General features: G+C 63.3%; 37 protein-coding genes and 1 tRNA gene. 12 read left to right on the top strand and 26 right to left on the bottom strand.

Annotated elements, in window-relative coordinates; genetic code table 11:
• Position 1: 1 nt before the first annotated feature.
• Positions 2-1,393 carry a circularly permuted type 2 ATP-grasp protein gene (locus IE126_RS03935; RefSeq protein ID WP_054302382.1) on the bottom strand — a complete coding sequence of 464 codons (1,392 nt, stop codon included), beginning with the start codon at positions 1,391-1,393 and terminating at the stop codon, positions 2-4.
• 312 nt (positions 1,394-1,705) lie between these two features.
• On the opposite strand from IE126_RS03935, the gene IE126_RS03930 reads away from it, so the two are divergent.
• Positions 1,706-3,532, top strand: a complete 1,827-nt coding sequence (locus IE126_RS03930) for a M3 family oligoendopeptidase (RefSeq protein WP_054302377.1) — start codon at positions 1,706-1,708, stop codon at positions 3,530-3,532.
• 41 nt (positions 3,533-3,573) lie between these two features.
• On the opposite strand, the gene IE126_RS03925 is transcribed toward IE126_RS03930, so the two are convergent.
• The gene (locus IE126_RS03925; RefSeq protein WP_189380231.1) at positions 3,574-3,942 is read right to left on the bottom strand and encodes a hypothetical protein; all 369 of its coding nucleotides are present in this window, start codon (positions 3,940-3,942) and stop codon (positions 3,574-3,576) included.
• Between the two features lie 71 nt (positions 3,943-4,013).
• Positions 4,014-4,325: an ETC complex I subunit gene (locus tag IE126_RS03920; RefSeq protein ID WP_189380230.1), complete on the bottom strand. Its 312-nt coding sequence runs from the start codon at positions 4,323-4,325 to the stop codon at positions 4,014-4,016.
• Between the two features lie 348 nt (positions 4,326-4,673).
• Here IE126_RS03920 and uvrB point away from each other — a divergent pair, with 348 nt between their 5' ends.
• The gene (gene uvrB, locus IE126_RS03915; RefSeq protein ID WP_054302374.1) at positions 4,674-6,851 is read left to right on the top strand and encodes an excinuclease ABC subunit UvrB; all 2,178 of its coding nucleotides are present in this window, start codon (positions 4,674-4,676) and stop codon (positions 6,849-6,851) included.
• Positions 6,852-6,896: 45 nt separating this feature from the next.
• Here the strand turns inward: uvrB and IE126_RS03910 are convergent, their stop codons facing one another.
• Entirely contained in the window at positions 6,897-7,214 is a 318-nt protein-coding gene (locus IE126_RS03910; RefSeq protein ID WP_054302373.1) for an antibiotic biosynthesis monooxygenase family protein, read from the bottom strand.
• A gap of 49 nt (positions 7,215-7,263) precedes the next feature.
• Between IE126_RS03910 and IE126_RS03905 the strand changes: the two genes are divergently transcribed.
• A complete protein-coding gene (locus IE126_RS03905; RefSeq protein ID WP_054302372.1) occupies positions 7,264-7,452 on the top strand; it encodes a hypothetical protein in 189 nt (62 codons plus the stop codon).
• Here the strand turns inward: IE126_RS03905 and IE126_RS03900 are convergent.
• Both IE126_RS03900 and IE126_RS03895 read right to left on the bottom strand, forming a co-directional pair.
• On the bottom strand, positions 7,427-7,729 hold the full coding sequence (locus tag IE126_RS03900) for a hypothetical protein (RefSeq protein WP_189380229.1): 303 nt from the start codon (positions 7,727-7,729) through the stop codon (positions 7,427-7,429). The genes IE126_RS03905 and IE126_RS03900 overlap by 26 nt on opposite strands.
• 45 nt (positions 7,730-7,774) lie before the next feature.
• Entirely contained in the window at positions 7,775-9,148 is a 1,374-nt protein-coding gene (locus IE126_RS03895) for an aspartate aminotransferase family protein (protein WP_189380228.1), read from the bottom strand.
• A 159-nt stretch (positions 9,149-9,307) separates the two neighbouring features.
• Between IE126_RS03895 and doeA the strand changes: the two genes are divergently transcribed.
• The 4 genes from doeA (at position 9,308) to IE126_RS03875 (ending at position 12,197) form a co-directional block, all read left to right on the top strand.
• Positions 9,308-10,489, top strand: coding sequence for an ectoine hydrolase DoeA (gene doeA, locus IE126_RS03890; RefSeq protein ID WP_189380227.1), 1,182 nt, complete (start codon positions 9,308-9,310; stop codon positions 10,487-10,489).
• A gap of 4 nt (positions 10,490-10,493) precedes the next feature.
• Positions 10,494-11,492 (top strand): N(2)-acetyl-L-2,4-diaminobutanoate deacetylase DoeB, encoded by a 999-nt coding sequence (gene doeB, locus IE126_RS03885; protein ID WP_108128169.1) that lies wholly within the window; start codon positions 10,494-10,496, stop codon positions 11,490-11,492.
• Between the two features lie 115 nt (positions 11,493-11,607).
• The gene (locus IE126_RS03880; protein WP_189380226.1) at positions 11,608-12,069 is read left to right on the top strand and encodes a GNAT family N-acetyltransferase; all 462 of its coding nucleotides are present in this window, start codon (positions 11,608-11,610) and stop codon (positions 12,067-12,069) included.
• Between the two features lie 51 nt (positions 12,070-12,120).
• Positions 12,121-12,197 (top strand) — tRNA-Arg (locus IE126_RS03875).
• 30 nt (positions 12,198-12,227) lie between these two features.
• Here the strand turns inward: IE126_RS03875 and IE126_RS03870 are convergent.
• From IE126_RS03870 to IE126_RS03775, 20 genes are all read right to left on the bottom strand, one after another.
• The gene (locus tag IE126_RS03870; RefSeq protein WP_229825208.1) at positions 12,228-13,286 is read right to left on the bottom strand and encodes a tyrosine-type recombinase/integrase; all 1,059 of its coding nucleotides are present in this window, start codon (positions 13,284-13,286) and stop codon (positions 12,228-12,230) included.
• Positions 13,286-13,525: a MerR family transcriptional regulator gene (locus IE126_RS03865; RefSeq protein ID WP_189380224.1), complete on the bottom strand. Its 240-nt coding sequence runs from the start codon at positions 13,523-13,525 to the stop codon at positions 13,286-13,288. The genes IE126_RS03870 and IE126_RS03865 overlap by 1 nt, the downstream gene beginning before the upstream one ends.
• Before the next feature lie 2 nt (positions 13,526-13,527).
• Positions 13,528-13,881, bottom strand: coding sequence for a hypothetical protein (locus tag IE126_RS03860; protein ID WP_189380223.1), 354 nt, complete (start codon positions 13,879-13,881; stop codon positions 13,528-13,530).
• 2 nt (positions 13,882-13,883) lie between these two features.
• A complete protein-coding gene (locus tag IE126_RS03855; RefSeq protein WP_189380222.1) occupies positions 13,884-14,228 on the bottom strand; it encodes a hypothetical protein in 345 nt (114 codons plus the stop codon).
• 130 nt (positions 14,229-14,358) lie between these two features.
• A complete protein-coding gene (locus IE126_RS03850; protein WP_189380221.1) occupies positions 14,359-14,523 on the bottom strand; it encodes a hypothetical protein in 165 nt (54 codons plus the stop codon).
• Positions 14,520-15,416, bottom strand: a complete 897-nt coding sequence (locus tag IE126_RS03845) for a hypothetical protein (protein ID WP_189380220.1) — start codon at positions 15,414-15,416, stop codon at positions 14,520-14,522. The genes IE126_RS03850 and IE126_RS03845 overlap by 4 nt, the downstream gene beginning before the upstream one ends.
• A complete protein-coding gene (locus IE126_RS03840; protein WP_189380219.1) occupies positions 15,409-15,645 on the bottom strand; it encodes a hypothetical protein in 237 nt (78 codons plus the stop codon). Before IE126_RS03840 ends, IE126_RS03845 begins: the two co-directional genes overlap by 8 nt.
• Positions 15,645-16,205 carry a hypothetical protein gene (locus IE126_RS03835; protein ID WP_189380218.1) on the bottom strand — a complete coding sequence of 187 codons (561 nt, stop codon included), beginning with the start codon at positions 16,203-16,205 and terminating at the stop codon, positions 15,645-15,647. The genes IE126_RS03840 and IE126_RS03835 overlap by 1 nt, the downstream gene beginning before the upstream one ends.
• A 6-nt stretch (positions 16,206-16,211) precedes the next feature.
• Positions 16,212-16,586, bottom strand: coding sequence for a hypothetical protein (locus IE126_RS03830; protein WP_189380217.1), 375 nt, complete (start codon positions 16,584-16,586; stop codon positions 16,212-16,214).
• A complete protein-coding gene (locus tag IE126_RS03825; RefSeq protein ID WP_189380216.1) occupies positions 16,583-17,302 on the bottom strand; it encodes a hypothetical protein in 720 nt (239 codons plus the stop codon). The genes IE126_RS03830 and IE126_RS03825 overlap by 4 nt, the downstream gene beginning before the upstream one ends.
• Positions 17,295-17,717, bottom strand: a complete 423-nt coding sequence (locus IE126_RS03820; RefSeq protein ID WP_189380215.1) for an ASCH domain-containing protein — start codon at positions 17,715-17,717, stop codon at positions 17,295-17,297. Before IE126_RS03820 ends, IE126_RS03825 begins: the two co-directional genes overlap by 8 nt.
• Positions 17,710-18,009 (bottom strand): hypothetical protein, encoded by a 300-nt coding sequence (locus tag IE126_RS03815; RefSeq protein WP_189380214.1) that lies wholly within the window; start codon positions 18,007-18,009, stop codon positions 17,710-17,712. The genes IE126_RS03820 and IE126_RS03815 overlap by 8 nt, the downstream gene beginning before the upstream one ends.
• Positions 18,002-18,415 (bottom strand): hypothetical protein, encoded by a 414-nt coding sequence (locus tag IE126_RS03810; RefSeq protein WP_189380213.1) that lies wholly within the window; start codon positions 18,413-18,415, stop codon positions 18,002-18,004. Before IE126_RS03810 ends, IE126_RS03815 begins: the two co-directional genes overlap by 8 nt.
• A complete protein-coding gene (locus IE126_RS03805) occupies positions 18,408-18,725 on the bottom strand; it encodes a hypothetical protein (protein WP_189380212.1) in 318 nt (105 codons plus the stop codon). Before IE126_RS03805 ends, IE126_RS03810 begins: the two co-directional genes overlap by 8 nt.
• A gap of 59 nt (positions 18,726-18,784) precedes the next feature.
• Positions 18,785-19,645 carry a DUF2303 family protein gene (locus IE126_RS03800; protein WP_189380211.1) on the bottom strand — a complete coding sequence of 287 codons (861 nt, stop codon included), beginning with the start codon at positions 19,643-19,645 and terminating at the stop codon, positions 18,785-18,787.
• A 26-nt stretch (positions 19,646-19,671) separates the two neighbouring features.
• On the bottom strand, positions 19,672-20,040 hold the full coding sequence (locus tag IE126_RS03795; RefSeq protein ID WP_229825205.1) for a hypothetical protein: 369 nt from the start codon (positions 20,038-20,040) through the stop codon (positions 19,672-19,674).
• A 29-nt stretch (positions 20,041-20,069) separates the two neighbouring features.
• Positions 20,070-20,267 (bottom strand): hypothetical protein, encoded by a 198-nt coding sequence (locus IE126_RS03790; protein WP_189380210.1) that lies wholly within the window; start codon positions 20,265-20,267, stop codon positions 20,070-20,072.
• Positions 20,268-20,334: 67 nt separating this feature from the next.
• Positions 20,335-20,676: a hypothetical protein gene (locus IE126_RS03785; protein WP_189380209.1), complete on the bottom strand. Its 342-nt coding sequence runs from the start codon at positions 20,674-20,676 to the stop codon at positions 20,335-20,337.
• Positions 20,673-20,879: a hypothetical protein gene (locus IE126_RS03780; RefSeq protein WP_189380208.1), complete on the bottom strand. Its 207-nt coding sequence runs from the start codon at positions 20,877-20,879 to the stop codon at positions 20,673-20,675. Before IE126_RS03780 ends, IE126_RS03785 begins: the two co-directional genes overlap by 4 nt.
• A 232-nt stretch (positions 20,880-21,111) precedes the next feature.
• Positions 21,112-21,417, bottom strand: a complete 306-nt coding sequence (locus tag IE126_RS03775) for a helix-turn-helix domain-containing protein (RefSeq protein ID WP_189380207.1) — start codon at positions 21,415-21,417, stop codon at positions 21,112-21,114.
• Between the two features lie 89 nt (positions 21,418-21,506).
• Here IE126_RS03775 and IE126_RS03770 point away from each other — a divergent pair, with 89 nt between their 5' ends.
• The 5 genes from IE126_RS03770 to IE126_RS03750 all read left to right on the top strand — a co-directional run bounded on the left by IE126_RS03770 (position 21,507) and on the right by IE126_RS03750 (position 24,239).
• On the top strand, positions 21,507-21,743 hold the full coding sequence (locus tag IE126_RS03770; protein WP_189380206.1) for a hypothetical protein: 237 nt from the start codon (positions 21,507-21,509) through the stop codon (positions 21,741-21,743).
• Positions 21,743-22,087: a hypothetical protein gene (locus IE126_RS03765; RefSeq protein WP_189380205.1), complete on the top strand. Its 345-nt coding sequence runs from the start codon at positions 21,743-21,745 to the stop codon at positions 22,085-22,087. The genes IE126_RS03770 and IE126_RS03765 overlap by 1 nt, the downstream gene beginning before the upstream one ends.
• A gap of 369 nt (positions 22,088-22,456) precedes the next feature.
• Entirely contained in the window at positions 22,457-23,155 is a 699-nt protein-coding gene (locus IE126_RS03760; RefSeq protein WP_189380204.1) for a hypothetical protein, read from the top strand.
• The gene (locus tag IE126_RS03755) at positions 23,152-23,601 is read left to right on the top strand and encodes a hypothetical protein (protein WP_189380203.1); all 450 of its coding nucleotides are present in this window, start codon (positions 23,152-23,154) and stop codon (positions 23,599-23,601) included. The genes IE126_RS03760 and IE126_RS03755 overlap by 4 nt, the downstream gene beginning before the upstream one ends.
• Positions 23,598-24,239 (top strand): DUF1376 domain-containing protein, encoded by a 642-nt coding sequence (locus tag IE126_RS03750; RefSeq protein WP_189380202.1) that lies wholly within the window; start codon positions 23,598-23,600, stop codon positions 24,237-24,239. The genes IE126_RS03755 and IE126_RS03750 overlap by 4 nt, the downstream gene beginning before the upstream one ends.
• Positions 24,240-24,317: the final 78 nt, after the last annotated feature.

Raw genomic sequence — 24,317 nt, 5'->3', positions numbered from 1 at the left:
ATTACTCCGCCAGCACCCAGGTATCCTTGACCCCGCCGCCCTGCGACGAGTTCACCACAAGGCTGCCGTCTTTCAGAGCCACGCGGGTCAGCGCGCCGGGCACGAGGTCGATGCTTTCGCCGACCAGGCAATAGGGCCGCAGGTCCACATGGCGTGGTGCGATGCCTTCGGCCACGAAAGTCGGCGTCGTGGACAGCGCAAGCGTCGGCTGAGCGATATAATTGTCGGGATCGTCGAGAATCTTCAGCCGGAAGGCCTCGACCTCGGCCTTGGTGGATTTCGGCCCGACCAGCATGCCGTAACCGCCTGAGCCATGCACCTCTTTCACGACCAGTTCGGGCAGGTTGTCGAGCACATATTTCAGATCATCCGATTTGCCGCATTGCCAGGTCGGCACGTTGTTCAGGATCGGCTCTTCCCCCAGATAGAAACGCACCATTTCGGGCACGAAAGTATAGACAGCCTTGTCATCCGCCACGCCCGCACCGGGTGCGGAACAGATCGCCACCCCGCCGGAGCGGTAGACATCCATCAGCCCCGGCACGCCCAGCATGGAATCCGGGCGGAAGCACAGCGGGTCGATGAAGGCATCGTCAATCCGGCGATAGATCACATCCACCTTCTTCGGGCCTTCGGTGGTGCGCATCCAGACAAATTCGCCCTCTACGAACAGATCCTGCCCTTCCACCAGTTCGACCCCCATCAGATCGGCGAGGAAGCTGTGTTCGTAATAGGCGCTGTTGAAATGGCCGGGGGTCAGCAGAACCACGCGCGGCTCGCCCGTGCATTTCGCGGGCGCGACCGAGGCGAGTGTACGGCGCAGCCTTTCGCTGTAACTGTCGACCGGCTGGATGCGGTTCTCGCGGAACAGATCGGGGAACATCCGCATCATGATTTCGCGGTTTTCCAGCATGTAGCTGACACCCGAGGGCGTGCGGCAGTTGTCTTCCAGCACAAAAAACTCGTCAGGCCCGGTGCGCACGAGGTCAATGCCGACGATGTGGCTGTAAACTCCCTTGGGCGGCACGAAGCCGACGACGGCCTTTTCGTAAGCCTCGTTTTCATACACCAGACGCGCCGGGATGCGCCCGGCCTTCACGATCTCGCCCCGGCCATAGACATCGGCCAGAAACATGTTCAGCGCCCGCGCGCGCTGCTTGATGCCGCGTTCCAGCCGGGTCCATTCCGGGGCGGTGAACACGCGGGGGAACATGTCGAACGGGATCAGCCGATCCGGGTCGCCGCCCTCGCCATAGACCGCGAACGTGATGCCGATGCGGCGAAACAACGTTTCAGCCTCGGCCTGCTTCATCTGCCTGAGCTCGGCCGGCATATGCCGCATCCAGTCTTCCAGCCGCGCATAAGGCGCGCGCACTGCGCCGTTATCATACATTTCGTTGAAATAGGTCGTCACTGAAGCGCCCCCGATCTTGCTGATTTCAGTTAAGCGTCGCCCCGGCGGACATGAAAGCGGCGGTGACGGTTTTCGCGGCAAAAAGGCCTGAAACCTGCCGGGAACAGGGTCATTCGCCTAATATTTGAGCAAATTTTGGTGAATTGCAGGAGCCAAAGCCTTTCGGATGGCCGAATCCGGGCGAAAATTCCCTATCGCGTGCATCAGATTTGCATGGCCCGGAAGGGCCTGAGGCTTGCGCTTGGTCCCTTCGGGAACCTAGATGGGAACAAACATGCTTGAGGTTCCTCCATGACTCTTCCGCTTCCTTCGCCGGTTTTCGATGCCAATGCCGCCGGGGGCGGGCTGGGCAATCTGCCCGAATGGGATCTGACCGATCTTTACCCCGCGCCGGATGCGCCCGAAGTTGCGCGCGACATGGCCTGGCTGGAAAAAGCCTGTGCCGATTTCGCGGCGGCCTATGAAGGCAAGCTGGCGGACCTCGATGCTGCCGGGTTGCTGGCCTGCGTGCAGGAATACGAGGCAATCGACGTGATCGCCGGGCGCCTGATGTCTTACGCCGGGCTGCGCTATTACCAGAACACCATGGACAGCGAGCGCGCCAAGTTCATGGCCGATGCGCAGGACCGTGTCACCACCTTCACCACGCCGCTGGTGTTCTTCAGCCTGGAGTTCAACCGTCTGGAAGATGCGGCGCTGGACCGGCTGCTGGCCGCCAATGCCGATCTGGCCCGCTACAAGCCGGTGTTCGACCGGATGCGCGCCATGCGCCCGCACCAGCTTTCGGACGAGTTGGAGCGCTTCCTGCATGACGAAAGCGTCGTCGGCGCCTCGGCCTGGAACAAGCTGTTCGACGAGACGATGGCAGGCCTGATGTTCAAGGTCGCGGGCGAGGAGGAGGAGCTGAACCTCGAAGCCACGCTGAACCTGCTGACCGATACCGACCGCGCGAAACGCGAGGCTGCGGCGCGGTCGCTGGCCGAAGTCTTTGATCGCCATATCAAGCTGTTTGCGCGGGTGCACAACACGCTGGCCAAGGAAAAGGAAATCCATGATCGTTGGCGCAAGATGCCCAGCCCGCAGCATGGCCGCCATCTGTCGAACCATGTGGAACCCGAGGTGGTGCAGGCTTTGCGGGATGCCGTGGTTGCCGCCTATCCCAAGCTCAGCCATCGCTACTATGCGCTGAAGGCGAAATGGCTGGGTCTCGACCGGCTGCAAGTCTGGGACCGCAACGCGCCGCTGCCCATCGAACAGCCGAAAACCGTGGACTGGGATACCGCACGCAAGACGGTTTCCGATGCCTATGCCGCCTTCTCGCCGCGTCTGGCCGAACTGGCCGAGCCGTTCTTCACGCAGGGCTGGATCGACGCAGGTGTGAAGCCCGGCAAGGCCCCCGGTGCCTTCGCGCATCCGACCGTCACCACCGTGCATCCCTATGTGATGCTGAACTATCTTGGTAAACCGCGCGACGTCATGACGCTGGCGCATGAGCTTGGTCATGGCGTCCATCAGCGGCTGGCGGCGGCACAGGGGGAACTGCTGTCCTCGACCCCGCTGACGCTCGCCGAAACCGCCAGCGTCTTTGGCGAGATGCTGACCTTCCGCAAGCTCCTGGACGGCGCCAGAACCCCGGCCGAGCGCAAGACCTTGCTGGCGGGCAAGGTCGAGGACATGATCAACACGGTCGTGCGTCAGATCGCCTTCTATGATTTCGAATGCAAGCTGCATGCGGCGCGGGCGGAAGGGGAACTGACCCCCGACGACATCAATGCCCTGTGGATGAGCGTGCAGGCCGAAAGCCTTGGCCCGGCCTTCGATTTCATGGATGGGTATGAGACCTTCTGGGCCTATATCCCGCATTTCGTGCATTCGCCGTTCTACGTCTATGCCTATGCCTTCGGTGACGGGCTGGTGAACGCGCTTTACGCGGCCTATGCCGATGGTCTGCCGGAGTTCCAGGAGAAGTATTTCGATCTGCTGAAGGCGGGCGGCTCGAAGCACCACAAGGAACTGCTGGCGCCCTTCGGGCTGGATCTGTCCGATCCCGGTTTCTGGCAGAAGGGGCTCGACATGATCGCGGGCTTCATCGACGAGCTTGAGGCGATGGAAGCCTGATCCTGAACCGGCCCTTCGGGGCCGGTTTTCATTTGTGGTCGTCAGAAATGTGCCTTGGGCTCATCCGGTTTGCCCGCCGCTACGGCGAGCAACCCGCCGACAAGGCAGAAGCCGATCGGGAACATGGTGAAGACGCCAAAGCCGAAGGCCAGATAGATCAGACCCGCGGACAACAGCATCAGAATACCACCCCAGAGCGCGCGCGCCCGCGCCATGGCGCCGCCCGCAATGGCCAGCAAAGGGGCGAGGAAGCTGGCGATGCGGATGGTCTGCGCATTCTCGAACTGGCCGAACATCCGCCCGACTTCGGCGTGATTCTGAACGACCTCGGTATAGCCGAAGCTGAAAAAGCCCACGATCATGGCGAAGATGCCGCCAATCAATCCCAATACCAGAGCGGCGTTGCGCATGGCCTGTCCTTTGCTTCGGTCCGGGAAATCACATGGGACCAGCGGTGCGCCCGGTCAAGGGCGCGGCAGGGTCAGTGCGTCCAGGCGCTGCGACGGTTGGTGGCGAAATTCTCGCCATAGCCCAGCGGGCGCACGTTGGGTTTGCGCTTGTGGGTTTCCAGCACTTCGAACTCGATCCCGTTGTCACGGGCGTAAACTTCCGCAGCTTCGCGGCTGTCGAAGCGCAGCTTGACCTGGGTGGTGGTATCGGTGGTCGAAGTCCAGCCCATCAGCGGATCGACCTCGCGCGCGCTGGCCTGTGCAAATTCCAGCACCCAGCCCTTTGTCTTGGCGGTGCCCGATTGCATGGCGTTGCGGGCGGGCTGGTAGATGCGTGCGCGCATGGGAAGCTCCTTGCAGATCTGCCTTCTTATTGGCGAAAACCGCAGGTTAGGCAAGGGCCGCCGCAGCGAAATCCGCCACCTGAGCAAGGTCTGTCGGCTGGTCTGGGAGTGTGGTTGGGGTGTGGGGTGCGACCAGCCGACAGTGCGTTGCTTGCCCTGTTACGATGCGGCATTCTGCAAAGCTTCGCAACCAAAAGCTGAAATTGACGCAATCAATTTTCTGTAAAATTGATCCGTCCATCTTCAGACTCTGGCAATCAGGGTTAACGCTGTCTGAAAGGCAGCAGGTATTCGCCCCTTGAACCGGAACAAAAACGGATCATCTTGAGGGCAAGCCAAGGAATCGCCATGCCGCACAACAATACCAACGCCCCGACCGAACGGCCCGAGGTGCTGACCCGTCCCAAGCTTGAAGGCGGGCGTCGCTTCGTCATGCATTCGCCCTTCCAGCCCGCAGGCGACCAGCCGACGGCTATCGCGGAACTGGTGGGGGGCGTGCAGGCGGGGGAGCATGATCAGGTTCTGCTGGGCGCCACCGGCACCGGCAAGACCTTCACAATGGCCAAGATCATCGAGGAAACCCAGCGTCCCGCCATCATCCTTGCGCCCAACAAGACGCTGGCTGCGCAATTATATGGCGAGTTCAAGGGCTTCTTCCCCGAAAACGCCGTCGAGTATTTCGTCAGCTATTACGATTACTACCAGCCCGAAGCCTATGTGCCGCGGTCGGACACCTATATCGAGAAGGAAAGCCAGATCAACGAACAGATTGACCGGATGCGCCACTCGGCCACCCGGGCGCTTCTGGAACGCGACGATGTGATCATCGTGGCCTCGGTCAGTTGCATCTACGGTATCGGCTCGGTCGAAACCTATTCGGCCATGACGCAGGACCTGGTCGTCGGGCAGATGTATGAACAGCGGCAGGTGATTGCCGAACTGGTGGCCCAACAATACCGGCGCAACGATTCGGGCTTCCAGCGCGGCAGTTTCCGGGTGCGGGGCGACAGTCTGGAAGTCTGGCCCGCCCACCTTGAGGATCGGGCCTGGCGGTTTTCTTTCTTCGGGCCGGAACTGGAAAGCATCGTCGAATTCGACCCGCTGACCGGCGCGAAGACCGATGTGTTCAAGCAGATCCGTATTTACGCCAACAGCCACTACGTCACGCCGCGCCCGACCATGCAGCAGGCGATCAAGGGTATCAGGCTGGAGTTGAAGCAGCGGCTGGAACAATTGGTGGGGGAGGGCAAGCTGCTGGAGGCACAGCGGCTGGAGCAGCGCTGCAATTTCGATCTGGAAATGCTGGAGGCGACCGGCGTCTGCAACGGGATCGAGAACTATTCACGCTATCTGACAGGTCGCGCGCCGGGTGAGCCGCCGCCGACGCTGTTTGAATTCATCCCCGACAATGCCATTGTTTTCGCCGATGAATCCCACGTTTCCGTGCCGCAGATCGGCGGCATGTATCGCGGTGACTATCGGCGCAAGTTCACGCTGGCGGAACACGGCTTCCGGTTGCCCTCCTGCATGGACAACCGGCCGCTGAAGTTCGAGGAATGGGACGCGATGCGCCCGCAGTCGATCTTCGTTTCGGCCACCCCGGCGGCGTGGGAGATGGAGCAGGCCGGCGGCGTCTTCGCCGAACAGGTGATCCGCCCGACCGGCCTTCTGGACCCGGTGGTAGAGATCCGCCCGGTGGAAATGCAGGTCGATGACCTGCTGGACGAGATCCGCCGCGTCGCGGCGCAGGGGCTGCGGGTTCTGGTCACCACGCTGACCAAGCGCATGGCCGAAGACCTGACCGAATATTTCCACGAACAGGGCATCCGCATCCGCTATATGCACTCGGACATCGACACGATTGAACGCATTGAAATCCTGCGGGATTTACGTCTGGGGGCCTTTGACGTGCTGGTGGGCATCAACCTGCTGCGCGAGGGGCTGGATATCCCCGAATGTGGGTTGGTTGCCATTCTGGATGCGGACAAGGAAGGGTTCCTGCGGTCGGAAACCTCGCTGATCCAGACCATCGGGCGGGCGGCGCGGAATGCCGAGGGTCGGGTGATCATGTATGCCGACCGGATCACCGGCAGCATGGAGCGCGCACTCGCCGAAACCAATCGGCGGCGCGAAAAGCAGATGGCCTATAACGAGGCGCATGGCATCACGCCGCAGACGGTGAAGAAGAACGTCGAGGATGTGCTCGCGGGTCTCTGGCAGGGCGATACCGATCAGGCGCGTATCACGACCAGGGTGGACAAGCCCATGGTTGGGCAGAACCTCGCGGCACATCTGGAAGCGCTGCGGGTGCAGATGCGCAAGGCCGCCGAGAACCTCGAATTCGAGGAGGCCGCGCGCCTTCGGGACGAGGTCAAGCGTCTGGAGGCCGTGGAGCTTGCCGTTGCGGACGATCCTCTGGCCCGGCAGGAAGCCGTGGAAGAGGCCGTCGATGCAGCGGTGAAGCAAAGCGGACGGTCCACCGCCGGGCGGGCGGGTCAGCGCGGCGGCAACAAGCGGCGGCGCTGAACCGGCGTCACCGGACCGGCAGGGCCCGCCCGCCGGGTTGCGGCGTTAAAGAACAGCCGCCACTTCGTACATCACCGGCTCGAAACTGCGGCAGAGCGTGGCGATAACCTTGTTGCGCTGGCGCATCTCGGGGCTGCGCAGCATGGCCTGGTAGTCCTCGCGCCGCTGCCATTGCGAATAGTTGCAGATCCGGGTCTGCGCATCATTCATATGCAGGCCCGCCGCGATGAAACCGGGTTGCTTGCTGATGAATTCGCGATAGGCGTCTTCCAGCGCCTCCATCAGGTCATGGGCGGTGCCGGGGCTGAGTTCGAATGTGGTGATGACGGTCTGGCCTTGAAAGGCGGTGCGGATGTCTGGCATGGTTGGCTCCTCCTGCCCAGGCAGCCTAACAGAAAAAGCCAGAGGAAACATGCGCCTCATCGACGCCGACCATCCGATGTTCGCCCGGCCCGTGGTACGCTGGCTGACGGCGGTGCTGCCGCTGATCTGGGCGGGGCTGGAACTGGCGGCGGGGAATACCGGCTGGGCAGTCATGTTCGGTCTGGCGGGCGCGGTTGCGGTCTACGAACTGATCATCGTCGGCCCTTCGGGCAAGTGACGCGGGCGCGCATCTCGCCGCTGTCACCCCGCACGGTCGAAGGCAGCACGTCGCAGCCGGTGAGCCACGGAACCACGGCGACCATGGTCGCCCGGATGTTCGCATGTTCCCCTGGCGCGGCCCAGCCTTCGCGGATGACCTCCACCTGATTGGCCTTGCGGTAGACGGTGTAGCGATGGCCGTCGACAACGGTTTCATGCCGCGCGCCGCCGAACATCAGCGGTGCGGGCTGGGCGCCGCAACCGGCGCAGAGCAGGAGCAAAAGCAGGATTCGCATCCTGCCACCTTGCGCGCCGATTGGTTGACGAATGCCTAACGCAGGTTAGCCCAGCACGGATTTCACCGCATCAGCGGCGGCGGCGATCACCGTATCGGCCTCGGCCTCCGTCAGGCACAGCGGCGGGGCGAAACCCAGAATATCCCCCTGCGGCATGGCGCGGCCGATCACGCCACGATCCAGCAGCGCGGCGGCAATGGCGGGACCGACCTTGCGTGCGGGATCAAAGAAGCGGCGGTCGTCGCGGTCTTCGACAAATTCCACAGCCGCCATCAACCCGTCGCCGCGCACTTCACCGACATGAGCATGCCCGGCCAGCGCATTGGCCAGCCCCCTGCGGAAATGCGCGCCGATGGTGCCGGCGTTCTGCACCAGACCCAGATCGTCGATCAGCCGCAGGTTCGCCACCCCGGCGGCGGCACAGATCGGATGCGCGGAATAGGTCCAGCCGTGGCCCATCGGCCCGAAGTCATCCGATCCCTGCACCAGCACCTGCCACAGCCGATCCGACACGATGGACCCCGACAGCGGCGCATAGGCCGAGGTCAGCCCCTTGGCGATGGTGATGAGGTCCGGCTCCATCCCGTAATGGGTCGACCCGAACATGGTGCCGAGGCGCCCGAAGCCCGTCACCACCTCATCCGCCACCAGCAGGATGTCGTATTTCTTCAGCACGGCCTGAATCGCGGCCCAATAGCCCTCGGGCGGGGGCACGATGCCGCCGGTGCCAAGGATCGGCTCGCCGATGAAGGCGGCGATGGTGTCGGGGCCTTCGGAAAGGATCAGCTCTTCCAGCTTTGCCGCGCAATGGGCGCTGAACTGCGCCTCGGTCATCGAGCGATCCTCGCGGCGGAAGAAATAAGGTGCCTCGGTATGCAGGACGGGCGCGCGCGGCAGGTCGAAATGCGCGTGGAACAGCGAAAGGCCGGTCAGGCTGCCGGTCATCACGCCCGAGCCGTGATAGCCGCGCCAGCGCGAGATGATCTTCTTCTTCTCGGGGCGGCCGAGGATATTGTTGTAATACCAGATCAGCTTGATGTTCGTTTCATTCGCGTCCGACCCGGAGAGACCGAAATAGACCCGGCTCATATGGGCAGGCGCGCGTTCGATGATCATGCGGGCCAGGGTGATGCTGGCCTCGGTGCCGTGCCCGACATAGGCGTGGTAATATGCGAGCTCGCGGGCCTGTTCGGCAATCGCTTCAGCGATCTCGGTCCGGCCATATCCCACGTTCACGCAGTACAGCCCGGCAAAGGCGTCGAGGCTGCGCTTACCCGTGGTATCGGTGATGTGGCAACCCTCGCCCCCGGCGATGACCCGGCGCGCGCTTTCGCCCCGCGCATGCATGCCCATATGAGTGGAGGGGTGAAAGAAATGGTCGCGGTCCCAGGCATTCAGCTCGTTGTCGTGGTCGGCCATGTCGGTCCTTTCCCTGCGCTTTGCCCCAAGGCTAGACCAAGGCGCCCTGCCGATCCAGCCGCAAGGCCAGGCGCTTGATAATGTCTCCCGGCAAGCTAACCTGCATCGGCGTGACGCGCTGCCGGAGCGGGAATGCGTCGCAGAAGCGGAGGCGTGGAAATGTCGGATGTCATCCTGAAGTTCAGCCGCGAGGAATATGCCGCCCGCCTGGAAAAGACCCGGCGTGCGATGGAGGCGAAAGGGGTCGATCTGCTGATCGTCACCGATCCCAGCAATATGAACTGGCTGACCGGCTATGACGGCTGGTCGTTCTATGTCCATCAATGTGTCGTGGTGCTGCCGCAGGGCGAGCCGGTCTGGTATGGCCGGGGGCAGGATGCCAATGGCGCGCGGCTGACCGCCTATCTGCGCCCCGACAACATCATCGGTTATCCCGATCATTATGTGCAGTCGACCGAACGGCACCCGATGGATCTGCTGTCGCAGATCCTGACCGACCGGGGCCACGGGAAGGCGCGGATCGGGGTCGAGATGGACAATTACTGGTTCACAGCCGCGGCCTTCGCCAGCCTGACAAAGCATCTGCCGAATGCACGGTTCAGCGATTGCACCGCGCTGGTGAACTGGCAACGCGCCTGCAAGAGTCCGCAGGAAATCGCCTATATGCGCACAGCCGCGCGGATCGTGGAAAAGATGCACGCGCGCATTCTGGAAAAGGTCGAGCCGGGGATGCGCAAATGCGATCTGGTGGCCGAAATCCAGGATGCAGGTCTTCGAGGCGTGGAAGGGGCGGGCGGCGATTATCCTGCGATCGTGCCGCTGCTACCCTCGGGGCGCGACGCCTCGGCGCCGCATCTGACCTGGGATGACCGGCCGATGCAGCGTGGCATGGGCACTTTCTTTGAAATCGCGGGCTGCTATCACCGCTATCATGTGCCGCTGTCGCGCACCGTGTTTCTGGGCAAGCCGACCCAGGCGTTTCTGGAGGCAGAGAAGGCGACGCTGGAAGGGATGGAGGCTGGCCTTGCCGCCGCGAAACCCGGCAATACCTGCGAGGATATCGCGCGCGGCTTCTTCGGCGTGCTGGCGAAATACGGCATCGTGAAGGACAACCGCACCGGCTATGGCATCGGCGTCAGCTATCCGCCGGACTGGGGCGAACGCACCATGAGCCTGCGGCCCGGCGACCGGACGGAACTACAACCCGGCATGACCTTCCATTTCATGACCGGCCTCTGGCTGGAAGATATGGGATTGGAAATCACCGAATCCATCCTGATCACCGAAACCGGGGTCGAATGTCTGGCCAATGTGCCGCGCCAGCTTTTCGTGAAGGATTGAGCCGATGTCACAGCTTCCTCCGTCGCCGGTCACCGCAACGGTGGATTTCGATGCACAGGGCGTCAGTCATGGCTTCCTGCGGCTGCCCTACAGTCGTGACGATGCGGCCTGGGGCTCGGTGATGATCCCGCTGACGGTGGTGAACAACGGCAGTGGGCCGACGGTGCTGCTGACCGGCGCGAACCACGGGGACGAATACGAGGGGCCGATTGCCTTGTTCGATCTGGCGGCAACGGTGCAGGCCGGGGAGGTCAGCGGGCGGCTGATCATCATTCCGGCGATGAACTACCCGGCCTTTCTGGCGGGAACCCGCACCTCGCCCATTGACAGGGGCAATCTGAACCGCAGCTTTCCCGGTCGCCCCGATGGCACGGTGACCCAGAAAATCGCCGACTACTTTCAACGGGTGCTGCTGCCGGTGGCGGATGTGGTGCTGGATTTCCATTCGGGCGGCAAGACGCTGGATTTCCTGCCCTATTGCGCAGCGCATGTTCTGCCCGACAAGGCGGTCGAGGCGCGCGCCTTCGATCTGGTCCGGGCCTTCGGGGCGCCCTGGTCGTGCCGGATGCTCGAAATCGACGCGGTCGGCATGTATGACACCGCCGCCGAGGAAATGGGCAAGGTCTTCGTCACCACCGAACTGGGCGGCGGCGGTACGGCATCGGCGCGGACGGCGGCTATCGCGAAGGAGGGGCTGCGCAACCTGCTGGTCGCCGCCGGGGTGATGCAGGGCGCGGTCGTGCCCCGCCCGACCCGCTGGCTCGACATGCCCGATGCCGATTGCTTCACCTTTGCCGAGGATGGCGGGCTGATCACATTTCTGGCCGATCTGGGTGATCGGGTCACGGCCGGGCAGCCCGTCGCGCAGATATATCCGACCGGCCGGACCGGGCTTGCGCCGGTGACGGTGACGGCACGCCGGGCGGGCCTGTTCATGGCGCGGCATTTTCCGGGCCTTGTGAAGCCGGGCGATTGCGTGGCTGTGGTCGCGGTTGAAGTGTAACCCTGCCTTCTGTTTCCGCCGCGGCGCGGGTGCTTTACGCTGGCAAACGGCGCTCCTATAGTCCGCGCATCTTCCGCGCAAAGCGGTGAAAATAACGACTGAACGGATGTGCCAGATGCTGACCATCGCGCGGGAAAACCCGACCGGAGCCGACCTTTCGCTGCTGTTTGAACGGCATACCGCCGATATGCATGCGGATACCCCGCCGGAGAGCATTCACATGATGGATGCCTCGGAACTGGATATTCCCGAAGTGTTTTTCTTCGTGATGCGCGATGCGGGCGTGCCGGTGGCGATGGGCGCCTTCAAGCGGATCAACGACAGCCATGCCGAGATCAAGTCGATGCATGTGCTCATTGAACGTCGGGGCGGCGGGCTGTCGCGGCGTCTGCTGGATCATCTGGTGGCCGAGGCGCAGGCGGCGGGGTTCACCCGGCTCAGCCTCGAAACCGGCGTGCAGGATATGTTCGGCCCGGCGCGCGGGTTGTATGAACGCGCAGGCTTCGTGCAATGCCCGCCGTTTGAGGGCTATTGGGATGACCCGAACAGCTATTTCATGACGCGAAGCCTTGCCTAACCGCGATCTGCGCGGCAAAAGGGGCGGGCGCGGGCTCGTCCCGCATTCTCCGGTCCCGTAGCTCAACCGGATAGAGCAAGCGCCTTCTAAGCGCTAGGTTGTGGGTTCGAGTCCTACCGGGATCGCCATGCCTCTTGTAGCGGCATGATATCGCTGGATTATTTTGCCTGTTTACAGGTATCCGGTGCGGCGTTTACTGCGTTCTGTTCCTGTTCCGCCCCGATGATCATGGCCTTGCGGTTCGCGGCGCGGGTGTAGCGCTCGGCCTCCGAGAGCGTAGTGTGACCGCCCCAAGCCATGATCGCATGCGCCGTTCCGCCAGCTTCAGCTATCGCGGTCAGCCGGTATTTGCGCAGCCCGTGCGCCGATCTGCCGACGATCCCGGCCAGCACCGCCGCGTCGCTGATCAAGTTGGACAGACCCTTGATCGACCGCGCCTTGCCATATGATGTTTCGAGCAGCGTAAACCCGTTGCCGATCATTACGGCCTCGCGCATCGTAGCGCGCTCGGCCTCCCATCCCCGCGCCCATGTCGGCAGGGGAGAGGTCCACGGCACATAGGCCATACCGCTAGTCTTGGCCTGCCGAAATGACAGCACCCCATCGGCGCCGATGTTGCCGCGTGAGAGCCTTGCGCCGTCGCTGACGCGGGCGCCGGTCCACGCCAGTAATTCCAGGGCGGCGCGTTGCGGTGTCCCGATGGGCCAGCGCGCGCGGAATCGGTCTACCTCTGCCTGCGACCATGTGGCGTGTCCGTCGGTCTTAACGATGCGATTGCCGACCGATGCGGTCAGGCCCTTCTCGGCCAGACCGGCGGTCTCTGCATGATCCATGATCAGACGCCACGCCTTGAGCCGCGCGTTTGCTGGGTTGGCGTCAAGTTTCGACAGGTCTGCTTCGATGTGCTTGGCGCGCACGCCGCTCACCGGCGCCTTGCCGTAGCTGTCAGCGATTGCATCCATGTGCCGCAGCATGGCCGCCCGGTAGGCATCGCTATAGTCCAGAAACCGCTTGGACTGGCGCACGTCGCGGATGATCTTGGCGACCGACCCGCTGGCGACAGGTGGAGCGCGGTCTGGCATCCCTGATTCCGCCCGCGCCCATGCTGCGACGAACTCAGGGTGATCCTCCGGCAGATCCGGCAGGCGCGTTCCGGTCGGGCGATGATAGCACAGCACGCGGTCGCCGCGCCGTATGCGCTGGACCCGTGGCAGCATCACCGTCTTACCACTCCGAACAGCGCGTCGCACTCTGCCACCTCATCCCGCTCGCCTTCATAGGGCAGGCCAGACACATAGGCGTCAAGGTCGATCCTGTCGAATAGCTTGCGCCGACCCAGCACGCGGCGCGGTATGCCGAGCGTCAGCAGGGTCGATACCGAGACGCCGATATATGCGGCCGCCTCGGTCTGGCCCAGCATGCGCGGCTGATATGTGATCGGCGCGAGTTTTCCCATGGTCAGCCATCCCCACGCTTGCGCAGAGTCATAGCTTCAGCCAAATTGACCGGCATTTCGTCTGACACTCGCCCGTAAAGGCTGGTGTCGCGCGACCTGATGTTCCCGCCCTCGGTTCGGAAGCTTGCGCGCATGATCGCGTTCATTGCAGCATGCGCCCCGCGCCACCCTTCCAGATCGGTGTGATAGCCAAAGGTCAGCACCTCGTGGTGGGTCGGACTGGTCAGGCACATCAGGAACGCGTGGTGGTCATAAAACGCGTCACCTGCCTCGATTTGGTCTGCGATGTGACGCAGGTGGCTGACAAGCTCGGCGCGGCGCGATGGTGTGTTGATCGGGAATGGCAGTATGGTCATCCTCACCCCTCCCCACGCTTGCGGATGGCGGCGGCGATCTGCGGGCATATGCGTGCCGACGCTGCAATATTCGTGCCTGTTTCGTTTTGCCAATCGTGTGCCACTTGCGCACACGCCTCCCGCTCTGCCTCCACCGCCTGCCGGATCAGCGCCTGCACTTCGGGCAGCGCGGCGAGAACAGCTGGGTCGTGGCGGATGTATTCGACGAGGCCGTAGGTATCCAAATCTTCATCGTCAGCATGGATACTCGTGAGCGCCGTTGTGAGTGTGGGCCATGCCCAAATCCGATCAGGCCCGGTCATTCGAAATCCTCCATACGCCACGGTTTGCTTGTCGAACGATTGCATTCACAGCGCCATGGGGTGCCGCAGCGGAAACGCAGCCATCCGGTCCCGCCGCAACGCTGGCATGGCTGAGTTATCGGTGCCAACTTCGGTCCAAGTCCACCAGGCGGCAGGATGCGGTCATTCGGCCCGGTCATGCGTCACCCCCTTCCATCGCCCTCGCCGCATATGCGATTTCTTCCAGCGTAAACCCGTCTTTGAGCATAGCGTCCTTGACAGATTTTGCCGTAGCGCCGGGCCGCGTCCCATAATCGTGCAGCGCAAGGATTGCCCGCTCTTGCCTGTTGATCCCGGTCATGCGTCACCCCCGATAGCGCGGAGGGCGGCATAGTCGCTTGCGGCATCGGAGAAATCCGGTTCGCCGCGTGGTGGACCCTCTCCGTGCTCGTGTGATCGCAGCCATTCACGATGAACCGCCATTGCCCCGGCCTCAAATGCAGCCGCGATTTCCGGCACCCGCGCCGCGTCCTGTGCGGTGACGGGCTGGCCGAACCCTGCAAGGGCGAAGTCGCGCTCAAAGCCCTTGTCCATATCAATCGCGGTCAGGAGCCATTGCGGTTCCGGGTGCCATGCCGTCGATCCGAACCAGACGCGCAGCGGCACGATGCGGCGCACCGCAGTCTGCCCGCGCCAGTTCGTATAGGTCAGCGCCACCGGCTCCACCGCAGGCGCTTCGCCGCGCACATGCTGGCACCCTGCGATGTCGCAGATCGGGCAAACGGCAACCGACACATCACCGCCGATTACCGTGCGCGGATCCACCGCAGGCGCAGGCGTCAGGTCCAGCGCGGCAGGCATAGCGAGGCGCATCCCGTAGATGATTTCCTGCACGCTGCCAGCCCATTCGCCGTCGTCAGGAAATTCGGTCACGCCGGTCGAATGGTCATAGATGCCGTGCTCGCTCACATAGTCGGCAAGATACGTTTCGAGCCATGCGATTGCCGCATTCCACCCGGCGCGTTCAGCCGGGTTAGCTGTCACCAAATCCGGTTGATGACAGTCAGGGGCCGCGCGAATGGCGGCAAGGGCGGCGCGGGCGGCCTTGAAGTCGGCAGCAGTAACCTGTCTTCGTGCAAATCTCGACCCCTGTGTCATTGGCAAGTGATCAGGCAGGCGGTCAAAACCTCGCGCATCTGCGAAATCAGCGAACGGGCGCAGCGCCTCTTCCAGCGCCGTGATGCGGTCATTCATTGGTGGCCTCCAAGTCAAAAAGCATGCGACCGAACCAGTCAGGCAGATACGTCGCGTGTCCGAAACAGTCTGCTCCAGGTCGCGCGCAATAGACATGGCGCGGCCATGTCACCGCGTAGACTGCGACACCGAGGTTGTTGAGCGGAAGCACTTGCTGCATGACCAGCCCAAGAGACAAGCCCGCTCCGATGTAGCATGACACAATTGCGGTGATGATCTGCTTCCCCATCACTTCCCCTCCGGCTCGATCATGGCGAGGATGGCATTCGCAAATTCTTCTCCGGTTGCAGGAATGTGGTTCCGTTGCGGCCTGACCCACTCGGCTATATCACGCCGCACCTTGTTCCGCTCGGCCCGCAGCTTGGCGTCAAGCGCGGCGGTGGCATCGGCTGGGGTCATGGATTTCAGGTGTGTTATGGCGCGAATAACCGCGTCATTATCATCGAAGGTTCGCTCGAACTCTGTGATGCTACCGCTGAAATGCCATGCCTTCATAATGGCAGCTTCCGCCGCCTCATACGCCACCGCCACCAGCGCATCCTGACCGGCGCGCAGGGCGGTGAGTTCGGCCTCGGCGGTGATCCGGCGCATATCGGCATGCATGAGATCATTGGAAACCTTATCCAGCACGGCGGTCAGGCGGGCGATTTCGGCGTCTTTGGCCGCGATGATTGCATTTTCGCCGATTAGTGTGCGCGGCTGATCTTTCTGGCAGGGTCCGAGTTTGCACGTCGGGCATGTGCGCGGATACGGGCGTCCAGCCGCGCGTTCTTCACGTTGACACAGCATCCCTCATTACCCCGCTTTGCGTTGAAGGGCGGCGAGCCATTGACTTGCGGAGGAACCCCCCATGTCTACCGGGCTATGCCCACACTCCATAGGATTTGAATGTCCGTCCATATTTTCGCCGCAGCAACACACGCCTGCGCTTACTTCGCAGTTAGCGAAGATGCCCTCCGCGCTATCCACAAGACTGCTCAGCCGCTCGTTCTCGGCGGTCAGCCGCGCCACCTCTGCCTCTGCCGCATCGGCGCGGGCGGTCTGCGCGTCACGCTCGGCGGTGAGGGCGCGCAGCAGGATCTGCGTAGCCATCGGGATCAGCCCTGCCTCGTGATTGTCATCCAATGTCAGATGACGCTCAACCGCCTCTTTGTTCGTGTCGATAGTCATGCTGTCCTCATGTGTTGTGCGGCGGCATATCCGCCCCATTGCTCCGCCATCGCCGCGGCGATGCCGGGGAAGAACCGCGCACGATCTGCGGCGCGATCTTCGCTCGGGGTAGCCTCATGAATTTCCGGGCGGGCAGTTGACCCGTCCAATGTGCCGGTGCGCGTCAGCTTCGGCAGGCCGCGCAGCCACAGACAAATTCGCTTCTTCACGTTGTCGGGGCCGTCTTCGGTCGTTCCGAAATGCCAAGGCTGGACGCTCTGCGCATGCGGCTGAAATCCGATGATCCGCTGTTTCGCGTGGCGGTGCATCACCGGGTTCTCGACTGCGATCCGGTCAATCGGTGCATTCCAGCACGCCGAAAACAGGGCGGCGCCATCTTCAAGGCTGCGCCACATGAAAACCAGCCGCTCGGCCTCGTCCATCTGCGCATATGCCTCGCGCTCGGCCCGGCTGTAGTTGCTGGTCAGCTTGCCCGGAGGGCTTTTCAGCCACCGCACGCCACTGTTTGCAAGTCTGGTGCAGGGTGGGTGCATCACCGCCAGCAGATCCCAGTCCATGTGCAGGTAGTCGCGCACATCACCGACGAAATGCCGGTTGCTGCCATCCTCTGCGGGCTTCAGGTCAACCGACCATGCATCGTGCCCAAGCGCAGAAAACGCCCGGCGGACCATGCCGCTGCATTCACAGCCGATCAGGACGCGGAGAGGGTCAGGCATTGTCGGCCACCATCCGCTTGCGCCAGTCGAAGAAGCCCAAGGCGCCCTTTACCGGGATGAAGTCGACAGGCCGCGCATTGCGCAGGACGAATCCATAGCCCCCGAAAAACCACGGAGAGGCGCTGGCCTCGACGCAATCCACGATCTCGGCCGTGCCGATAATGCCGCCGCGCAGCAGGCTCGGCGGGTCAGGCACCATCGTGCCTTTCGGGAACGGCCGCGTAAGGCTGACGTGGTGGATCGTCCGCATGAAGTCGTTGAACTCGGCAGCCGTCACCCCCTTCGCCGCATGGATGCAGACCGGACCGCGAAACCGTGTCGGCCAGTCGCGATTCTCCACGTCCTTGCCCGCGTTGATGATGGCCCAAGCCCACGGCTGGCGGATCGAAAGGGCAAGGCGGGGAAGGTCAGTCATGCCGCACCTCCAACACCTGAGCTACGGCCTCGACCGAATGCGCCACAGTCAGCCGCAGATCCGCGGGATAGGCTGGAAGCGTGCCGCGATTGGCGTGATAGGTCTTGGCTCGACGGTCATAGCGCAGGCGTCCGGGATGCAGCCGATTATACATGCCGATGTCTGCGGCTGCCTGTTGGGCGCTCACCTTGAAAGCGGCTATGATGTCAGACCGGTTCAGCCTGCCAGCGCCGACGATGCGCGCGTCGATCCAGATCATGCGGGTCTGCTGAGCATGTGTCAGGTCAGTCACGCCGCACCTCCCCGGTGCCATCGCACTTGCTGCAATCAACGTCATCGCAGCCGCGCGCTTTGGCACCGGCCTCAGGATAGGTCCGCAGGCAATCCAGATCAGGGTGCAGCGGATCGACCAAGGCCAGCAGGAAGGCCCGCATCAAAGCGGCAGGCGCAGCGTCCTCCATCGGCGCGGCGGCATATGCGGCGGATGCAAAACATGCCGCACGGGACAGGCGTTGCTCCATGGCTTCGTCGCAGGGATCGCCGCCCATGAAAGCGTCGTGGTTGGTCAGCATCTGGCGGGCTGCCATAGTGATCAGGTCGTCACTGGCGGTCGTCACGCCCATCGCGGCGAGGTCATCTGCGGTGCCCTGCGCCGCGATATACGGGCTGATGTGTACGGTGATGATGCGGTCAGGCATGGGTGGCCTCGGAACAATCGAGCTCGGACCGCGCCACCTCGTTCAGCGCGGCGAGCTTGGCCCGCATATGGCCGATATGTGCCGTCAGCACCGGAACGCAGAGCGACCATTCGACCATATAGAGGCGTGTGCTGTTTTCTCCGCTCGGCACGCCAAGCTGCAAACCGCCTTGGCTGTAGCCGAAGGCATCACGGATATCCGGCTGCTTGCGGCGGTCAACTGCTTCCTTGACCTTATCAAGGAGCTTCTGCGCCTTCTCGATTTCCTGATGGGCGCAGGCGATGTCGTATGCGGTCTTTTGGCTGATCATGGCCTATCTCCTATCTGGCCCTCTGGATGCCGCCCGGCGCGCGGGCGGTCACCGGAAGGTCAGGTGGCCTTGCGACCCATGATCCACGGCAGGCCGGTTTCTTCGGCAGCGGTGCTGGCGATCTGTGCGAAGTGGGCGCGGCGCTGGTATTCAACGCGATGCCACTGGAAGCCGAGGGCGACGGCCCCGCCGCCCACTGCGCGCCAGCGGAACAGGGCGGTGAGCGTGTCGGGTTCTTCACCGTTGTAGATCGGGATGTTCAGCGTGAACCGCTCGGGGATGATCACATCGTTCATCACCTTGGTTTCGCTTTCGAAGCGCAGCTTGCGGTCGCCATTGTCCAGCCGCACGCTGGACTTGTAGCTTTGGCCCACCGTCGCCTCGAAATCGCGGCTGATTTCCACCATGGTCGCAGCCTCGGGATAGCCAACGTCGCTGCTGTTCTCTTCGAGGAACCGCGCGAATTCCTCCTGCGGGTGCACCTTGCCCTCCATCGCATCCCAGCGCTGGAATTCCTCTGACGCGCGCAGCTTCAGCGTGACAGAGTGTTTCAGCGCGCCACTTTGGCCGAAGCTGTCGGGCATGGCGTTGTGCGGGTGCCAGTCGAGATGCGCCGCGATTTCCAGCGCGTCGAAGTCGGCCACGATAATCGAGCGATCATCGCGGAAGCGGTTGGCATAGGTCACAAGGCTGGCCCGGTCATCCACGATGACGCGCTGCGCCGGGATTGCCGGCAGGCGGGTGTCGTCGGGCAGTTGCGACAGGTTGAAGTCGCGCGGGACAAAGACATGCCGGCGCCCGTCGGGGCCGTCGATCACGGGATCGGCGAGGCGCGCGGCGCGGATCGCGGCCTCAAGTTCCTCGCCTGCGCTGATCACGGGCAGCGGTGCCGAGGCAGTGGTTTCAATCTTCTGTGCCATTTGAGGCGTCCTTTCTGGGTGAGAAATCAGGTGTCGCTGCCGCGCCGCCGCTCGATTTCATCCTCGATGTCGAGCTGGTTGGGGTCACGCCGGGTCAGGCGGCCATCATCGGTGGCGTAGTAGATCCCGGTGCCGATGGCGCGTTCCGGGCGCTTGATCGACAGGTCGGGCGTGATTTCCAGCTGGCCCGCCTTGTTGACCTTGAAGCTGAACTTCAGGGTCAGGCTGCCGCCCTGGCCGGTTTCGCGGATCGCCTCCATCAACTCGGTCAGGCGGCCATCGCCTGCGGCCAGCAATTCGCCGCGCCGGAAGGTCTGGAGGAATTCGAGGAAGTTCAGTTCGTGGCGCAACATTGCGGCGGCTCCGATCTGGGGGTGGGGTTTCAGCGCGTGCATCGCGGGCTCTCCGGTTGGTGGTGGTTCGATCACATCCCCCCGCGTTCGGCGGCCTGATCCAGCACGGCGGGCATGCCGATGGCGTTGGCGATGGCGGCGCGGGCGATTACCAGCGCGCCGCCGGTCATGGTCAGCACCAGCGCAACGGTCGCCGCGAAATGCAGGATCTGCGACATGTGGTCAGCGCGCGCGGCGGCAGAGTTCAAATGGATTTGAGGCGCTTTCATCGGCTTGCCTTCGGTGATGTGGAGGGGTTCGGGATGGGGGCGGCGCGCCGCCCCGCACCGGAGCCTCTCAGGCGACCGCCGGGCGGGCGGTGCGGAGCGGATCAGGCAGGTTGATCAGGTGATGCTCATAGGGCTTGCCGTCCTCGACCCGGATCACGGTCAGCTGGTCGAAGATCGTGATGCAGGCGTGGACCGAGCCGCCGGTGGGCGTGGGGCCCTGCAAGACCCAAGTACCCTCGCAGACCGGCACGGCGCGCAGGCCGGGGCAGGCGCTGTTGATCGCCTCGACCGCCGGGCTGGTTTCGCGGGCATAGGCCCATGCCGTGCGCAGCCGGTGCAGCGCCGGGTGCGTGGTGGTGCCGATGGGCGCATAGCCCTCGTCCCGGCGCGGGTGGCGGCCCGCCATCATGCCGCATCCCCCGGCGTGGTGCTGCCGCAGTGCAGGACCGGACGGCGGCCGAGGCGGCGACGGCGGTCGGAGATCAGCACATCCCATGCCGTCACCAGCAGCTCGCGCCGCTCATCGGCGGGCAGGTGCAGGTAGGTATGGCTGTTGGTGATCAGGTGGCGCGACTGCGCGATGAGGTCGGGGGGAAACTGGTCGTTTGGCAAAGAGGCCTCCATCGTTGGATGAAGGCAAGCTATCCGAAAATTTCGTATTGTCAATTGCGCGATACGAAAATTTCGGACATGTTAAGGCCACGCCTAGGCCTCAAACGGGAATAGGCTCCTGTCCCCGAGGGGAACACAGGTTAGCAGGGAGGCATTTCTGGGGTGAAGATTCGGTTGATGATCTGGATGCTTCGGATTGGCTTGAACCCTCAAAGAGTGTTCTGGCCTCGCATCAGTCGTGAGCGACGAGAGCGGCTATTATCCTATCTTGGACGTCGCAAGGCAGGTTGAAGACCTCGCCAAACAGGATGAAATTCGCGCCAATCATGTGATTTTTGTAAAGGTAATCCAAGACTTCCATTCCGGGGACGCCCTTGGACTCTTGCGAATTGTAGGTCGTGTAGGGAACTTCCAGGCGCTTTGCGAACTCTTTCTGGTTGAAGTTAAGCATCATGCGCGCAGCCTTAAGGCGGCGCGCAATAGCGACCTTGCTGCTGTCCCGATACCGAGCGATCCGCTCTTTTTCCGCCATGTCCATGCCGAAGTCATATCCTGCAATCCGAAAAAATCGAACCCCGTAGCTGCTGCGCCATTGACAATACGAAAATTTCGTATCTCTTTGGGGGCATGTCACAGACGCCTCGCCAGTTCATCTCGACCCTAGGGGGCTATCGCGCGGTAGCCAAACGGTTGCGCGTGAGCGCCACGACTATGCACGGCTACATGGTGGCGGGCTTGCTTCCACCGAAGTGGTATTCCGCCTTGCTGGCACTGGCGGCAGAGCGAGCGGTAGAGCCGCCCTCGCGTGACCTGTTTTCATTTGAGGCTTTGCCTCCGCCCGAACAAAAGCAGGATGTCGCCTGATGTCATCGTTCCCGCTCCGCAAAATCGCACCTGCTGACCTTGCCCCGCGCCGGGGTCAAATGTCCCATGCCAATGGTTTTGACCGCGCGGGCCGGGGCAGGGGTGCGGCGGCGGCGAGACGGGTCAGCGTGCCGCCAGTCATCACGCGCCATGCGGCGACGGTGTTCTGGGCCGATCTGGTGTCGCGGCGATGTGCCAGCCGCGAGGAATGCGCGGTGGTGTTTGGTGTCACGTTTCAGACGGCATGCAACTGGTTCGACGGTTTCAGCTGTCCGACCGGCGACAAGGTGATGATGGCCATGCGGATGTGGCCAGAGGAGTTCACGGGGGACGGCGATGTCTGACCCCTCCATTTCCACCGTTTTGCACCACCTCCCTGTTTGGTGCGGCTGCCTCGACCTCTCTGTCTCTGTCGAGGTGGCAAACTCGGGCGGCGCCGCGCCGCTCGTCTTTTCTTCCCACACGTCAGCACGAGGCCGGGTCCCCAGATCCTCCCGGCGCCGCACCGGGGCACGGCGGCTGCTGGCGATGGCGTGCCCGCCTCTTGTTGGAGCGTTGGCGGGGTGCGGTTCGTGTCCCGTCAGCGTCCACGGGGCGAAATTCGCGGGATGGCCCGTGGATGCGCGCCGGGCGCTTTCCCGGCAGGCCCTTGCGGGGCTGGTGCAGCGGCCCGGGTTGTTCCGCCCGGGCCGCATCTGCATGGGGGCGGTGTGATGGTGGCGCCCAGTGCGAAGCCGCTGTTTCGGGCGATACAGGGCGGACGCCGCCCTGATGCGCGGCAGGCTGCCCTGATGGATCTGCCCGAGGCGCGGGCGCCGGATGTACGGCGCGATCACGACTTTTACCCGACCGGCCAGCCCGAGGCCATTCGTGGCCTTTTGGCGCATGATGGTGAGGTGATCCGATTTTGCGGGTCGGTCTGGGAAAGTGCCTGTGGCGATGGGGCGCTGGTGATGCCGCTGCGCGAGGCGGGGCTGCGCGTGGTGGCATCCGACATCGTTGATCGTGGTTGCCCGGATGCCGGTGTGCGCGACTACTTCGATGTCGGCGAAAGCCCGGCGCGGGCGATCATCACGAATCCACCCTACAATCTGATCAATGCCCGGGATGGGCGCGGCCGGTGGCTGCGCCATGCGCTGGATATGCCGGGCTGGTCTTACATGGCCCTGCTGCTGTCGTGGGACTGGCCAGCCGCGCGGGCAAACGGGCTGGGCGAGCTGCTGGAGGCGTCGCCGTTCTCCTACTGCTACCTGATGCGCTGGAAGCTGGACTTCACGGGCGAGGGCAGCCCGCCGCAGCGCAATGCCTGGTTCGTCTGGCAGCGCGACTGGGCCGAAGTGCCGATGCAGATGCGGTTCATGGATCGCGTCGATAACCGCCAGCATTCACTGTTCGCTGAGGATATGCTGTGACCTCTCTGACCACCTACAATCGGTTTCCGCTGGCCGAGTTTCGTGCGCTCCGGGCTGATGGCGATTTGACCTGCGACCAGATCGCGGCACGGCTGAATCGGTCCGCGCGCGGGCTGTCGCAAACGGCGAAGGTTTTGGGGCTGCCCCCGCGGCGCAAGGGGCCGAAGCTCAAATATGATGAGGCTCTGTTCACCCGCCTATATAAGGCCGGGGTGTCGATGGCCGAAATCGGGTGCCATTTCGGCATGCACCGCTCTTCGTTCCCGCATGTCGTCAGAAAGCTTGGTCTGCCGCCGCGCGGCAAGGGCTGGGTCGCGCAAGTGACGCTGGCACAGTTCTTCGAGGCTGAAATGCGGGTGCGGATGGAGGCCGAGGCGGCACGATCCATGGCGGCCTGCCGGATCGCGGGTGTGCTGGCCTCCAATGACGGGGGGAAGCGCAGATGACGGATCTCGTGGGCGATTTCTGGCAATATCCGCTGCGCGAGGGCGATACGCTGGCCTCGCATGAATGGGTGGAGTTGCACATCCACAAGCTGCTGACCTCGCGCTTTCTGGCCTATGCGCTGCGCGAGGATCGCCGGGCCGACATTGGGACCGCGCTGATCCTGTGGTCGGAGTGCTACCGGCAGGACCCGGCGGGCACGCTGCCCGATGATGATGTGGAGCTGGCGCAGTTGGCCCGGTTCGGCGCGGATGTCGAGGGCTGGCGCGCGGTGCGCGAGGGCGTGCTGCACGGCTGGCGGCAATGCCATGTAGAGACGGGCGGCCAGATGCGATCTGACCGGCTGGGGCATCCCTTCATCGCCGAACTCGCTGAACGGGCGGTGAAGCGCAAGAAAGGCCGCGCGCGCAGTCGCGAGGAAAGCCGCCTGGCCGTCATGCGCAGTCGGGTGAAATCGAAGCTCAAGGGCATCGCGGGCATGACGCGGATCGCCAATTCCTCCCATGCGGTCGAGGCAATCACGCGGTGGCTGGATGAGCATGGGCTGTTCGTGAACGAGGATAATGTGCGCGTCGCGGCGGATGCGGTGGCGGGCGGGCCGCGTGTGATCAGCCTCGGCGGTGACGGTGAAACACGCTGAAATCGCTGAAATGGTTTCAGTAACACGGTGAAAGGTTTCAGGGCGATTTCGCTCTTTTTTCAGGGGTTTCGCTGAAAT

It is taken from the genome of Gemmobacter nanjingensis (genome assembly GCF_014652195.1).
GTDB lineage: Bacteria > Pseudomonadota > Alphaproteobacteria > Rhodobacterales > Rhodobacteraceae > Gemmobacter > Gemmobacter caeni.
The sequence above is the reverse complement of the archived record's forward strand: the minus strand, read 5'-3'. Positions and strand labels throughout refer to the sequence as shown.

Bases quoted from the DNA above. Each gene is read 5' to 3' on its own strand.
- IE126_RS03935 (WP_054302382.1), bottom strand. From the start codon at position 1,393: ATGTATGATAACGGCGCAGTGCGCGCGCCTTATGCGCGGCTGGAAGAC.
- IE126_RS03930 (WP_054302377.1), top strand. From the start codon at position 1,706: ATGACTCTTCCGCTTCCTTCGCCGGTTTTCGATGCCAATGCCGCCGGG.
- IE126_RS03925 (WP_189380231.1), bottom strand. From the start codon at position 3,942: ATGCGCAACGCCGCTCTGGTATTGGGATTGATTGGCGGCATCTTCGCC.
- IE126_RS03920 (WP_189380230.1), bottom strand. From the start codon at position 4,325: ATGCGCGCACGCATCTACCAGCCCGCCCGCAACGCCATGCAATCGGGC.
- uvrB (WP_054302374.1), top strand. From the start codon at position 4,674: ATGCCGCACAACAATACCAACGCCCCGACCGAACGGCCCGAGGTGCTG.
- IE126_RS03910 (WP_054302373.1), bottom strand. From the start codon at position 7,214: ATGCCAGACATCCGCACCGCCTTTCAAGGCCAGACCGTCATCACCACA.
- IE126_RS03905 (WP_054302372.1), top strand. From the start codon at position 7,264: ATGCGCCTCATCGACGCCGACCATCCGATGTTCGCCCGGCCCGTGGTA.
- IE126_RS03900 (WP_189380229.1), bottom strand. From the start codon at position 7,729: ATGCGAATCCTGCTTTTGCTCCTGCTCTGCGCCGGTTGCGGCGCCCAG.
- IE126_RS03895 (WP_189380228.1), bottom strand. From the start codon at position 9,148: ATGGCCGACCACGACAACGAGCTGAATGCCTGGGACCGCGACCATTTC.
- doeA (WP_189380227.1), top strand. From the start codon at position 9,308: ATGTCGGATGTCATCCTGAAGTTCAGCCGCGAGGAATATGCCGCCCGC.
- doeB (WP_108128169.1), top strand. From the start codon at position 10,494: ATGTCACAGCTTCCTCCGTCGCCGGTCACCGCAACGGTGGATTTCGAT.
- IE126_RS03880 (WP_189380226.1), top strand. From the start codon at position 11,608: ATGCTGACCATCGCGCGGGAAAACCCGACCGGAGCCGACCTTTCGCTG.
- IE126_RS03870 (WP_229825208.1), bottom strand. From the start codon at position 13,286: ATGCTGCCACGGGTCCAGCGCATACGGCGCGGCGACCGCGTGCTGTGC.
- IE126_RS03865 (WP_189380224.1), bottom strand. From the start codon at position 13,525: ATGGGAAAACTCGCGCCGATCACATATCAGCCGCGCATGCTGGGCCAG.
- IE126_RS03860 (WP_189380223.1), bottom strand. From the start codon at position 13,881: ATGACCATACTGCCATTCCCGATCAACACACCATCGCGCCGCGCCGAG.
- IE126_RS03855 (WP_189380222.1), bottom strand. From the start codon at position 14,228: ATGCAATCGTTCGACAAGCAAACCGTGGCGTATGGAGGATTTCGAATG.
- IE126_RS03850 (WP_189380221.1), bottom strand. From the start codon at position 14,523: ATGACCGGGATCAACAGGCAAGAGCGGGCAATCCTTGCGCTGCACGAT.
- IE126_RS03845 (WP_189380220.1), bottom strand. From the start codon at position 15,416: ATGAATGACCGCATCACGGCGCTGGAAGAGGCGCTGCGCCCGTTCGCT.
- IE126_RS03840 (WP_189380219.1), bottom strand. From the start codon at position 15,645: ATGGGGAAGCAGATCATCACCGCAATTGTGTCATGCTACATCGGAGCG.
- IE126_RS03835 (WP_189380218.1), bottom strand. From the start codon at position 16,205: ATGCTGTGTCAACGTGAAGAACGCGCGGCTGGACGCCCGTATCCGCGC.
- IE126_RS03830 (WP_189380217.1), bottom strand. From the start codon at position 16,586: ATGACTATCGACACGAACAAAGAGGCGGTTGAGCGTCATCTGACATTG.
- IE126_RS03825 (WP_189380216.1), bottom strand. From the start codon at position 17,302: ATGCCTGACCCTCTCCGCGTCCTGATCGGCTGTGAATGCAGCGGCATG.
- IE126_RS03820 (WP_189380215.1), bottom strand. From the start codon at position 17,717: ATGACTGACCTTCCCCGCCTTGCCCTTTCGATCCGCCAGCCGTGGGCT.
- IE126_RS03810 (WP_189380213.1), bottom strand. From the start codon at position 18,415: ATGCCTGACCGCATCATCACCGTACACATCAGCCCGTATATCGCGGCG.
- IE126_RS03805 (WP_189380212.1), bottom strand. From the start codon at position 18,725: ATGATCAGCCAAAAGACCGCATACGACATCGCCTGCGCCCATCAGGAA.
- IE126_RS03800 (WP_189380211.1), bottom strand. From the start codon at position 19,645: ATGGCACAGAAGATTGAAACCACTGCCTCGGCACCGCTGCCCGTGATC.
- IE126_RS03795 (WP_229825205.1), bottom strand. From the start codon at position 20,040: ATGCACGCGCTGAAACCCCACCCCCAGATCGGAGCCGCCGCAATGTTG.
- IE126_RS03790 (WP_189380210.1), bottom strand. From the start codon at position 20,267: ATGAAAGCGCCTCAAATCCATTTGAACTCTGCCGCCGCGCGCGCTGAC.
- IE126_RS03785 (WP_189380209.1), bottom strand. From the start codon at position 20,676: ATGATGGCGGGCCGCCACCCGCGCCGGGACGAGGGCTATGCGCCCATC.
- IE126_RS03775 (WP_189380207.1), bottom strand. From the start codon at position 21,417: ATGGACATGGCGGAAAAAGAGCGGATCGCTCGGTATCGGGACAGCAGC.
- IE126_RS03770 (WP_189380206.1), top strand. From the start codon at position 21,507: ATGTCACAGACGCCTCGCCAGTTCATCTCGACCCTAGGGGGCTATCGC.
- IE126_RS03765 (WP_189380205.1), top strand. From the start codon at position 21,743: ATGTCATCGTTCCCGCTCCGCAAAATCGCACCTGCTGACCTTGCCCCG.
- IE126_RS03760 (WP_189380204.1), top strand. From the start codon at position 22,457: ATGGTGGCGCCCAGTGCGAAGCCGCTGTTTCGGGCGATACAGGGCGGA.
- IE126_RS03750 (WP_189380202.1), top strand. From the start codon at position 23,598: ATGACGGATCTCGTGGGCGATTTCTGGCAATATCCGCTGCGCGAGGGC.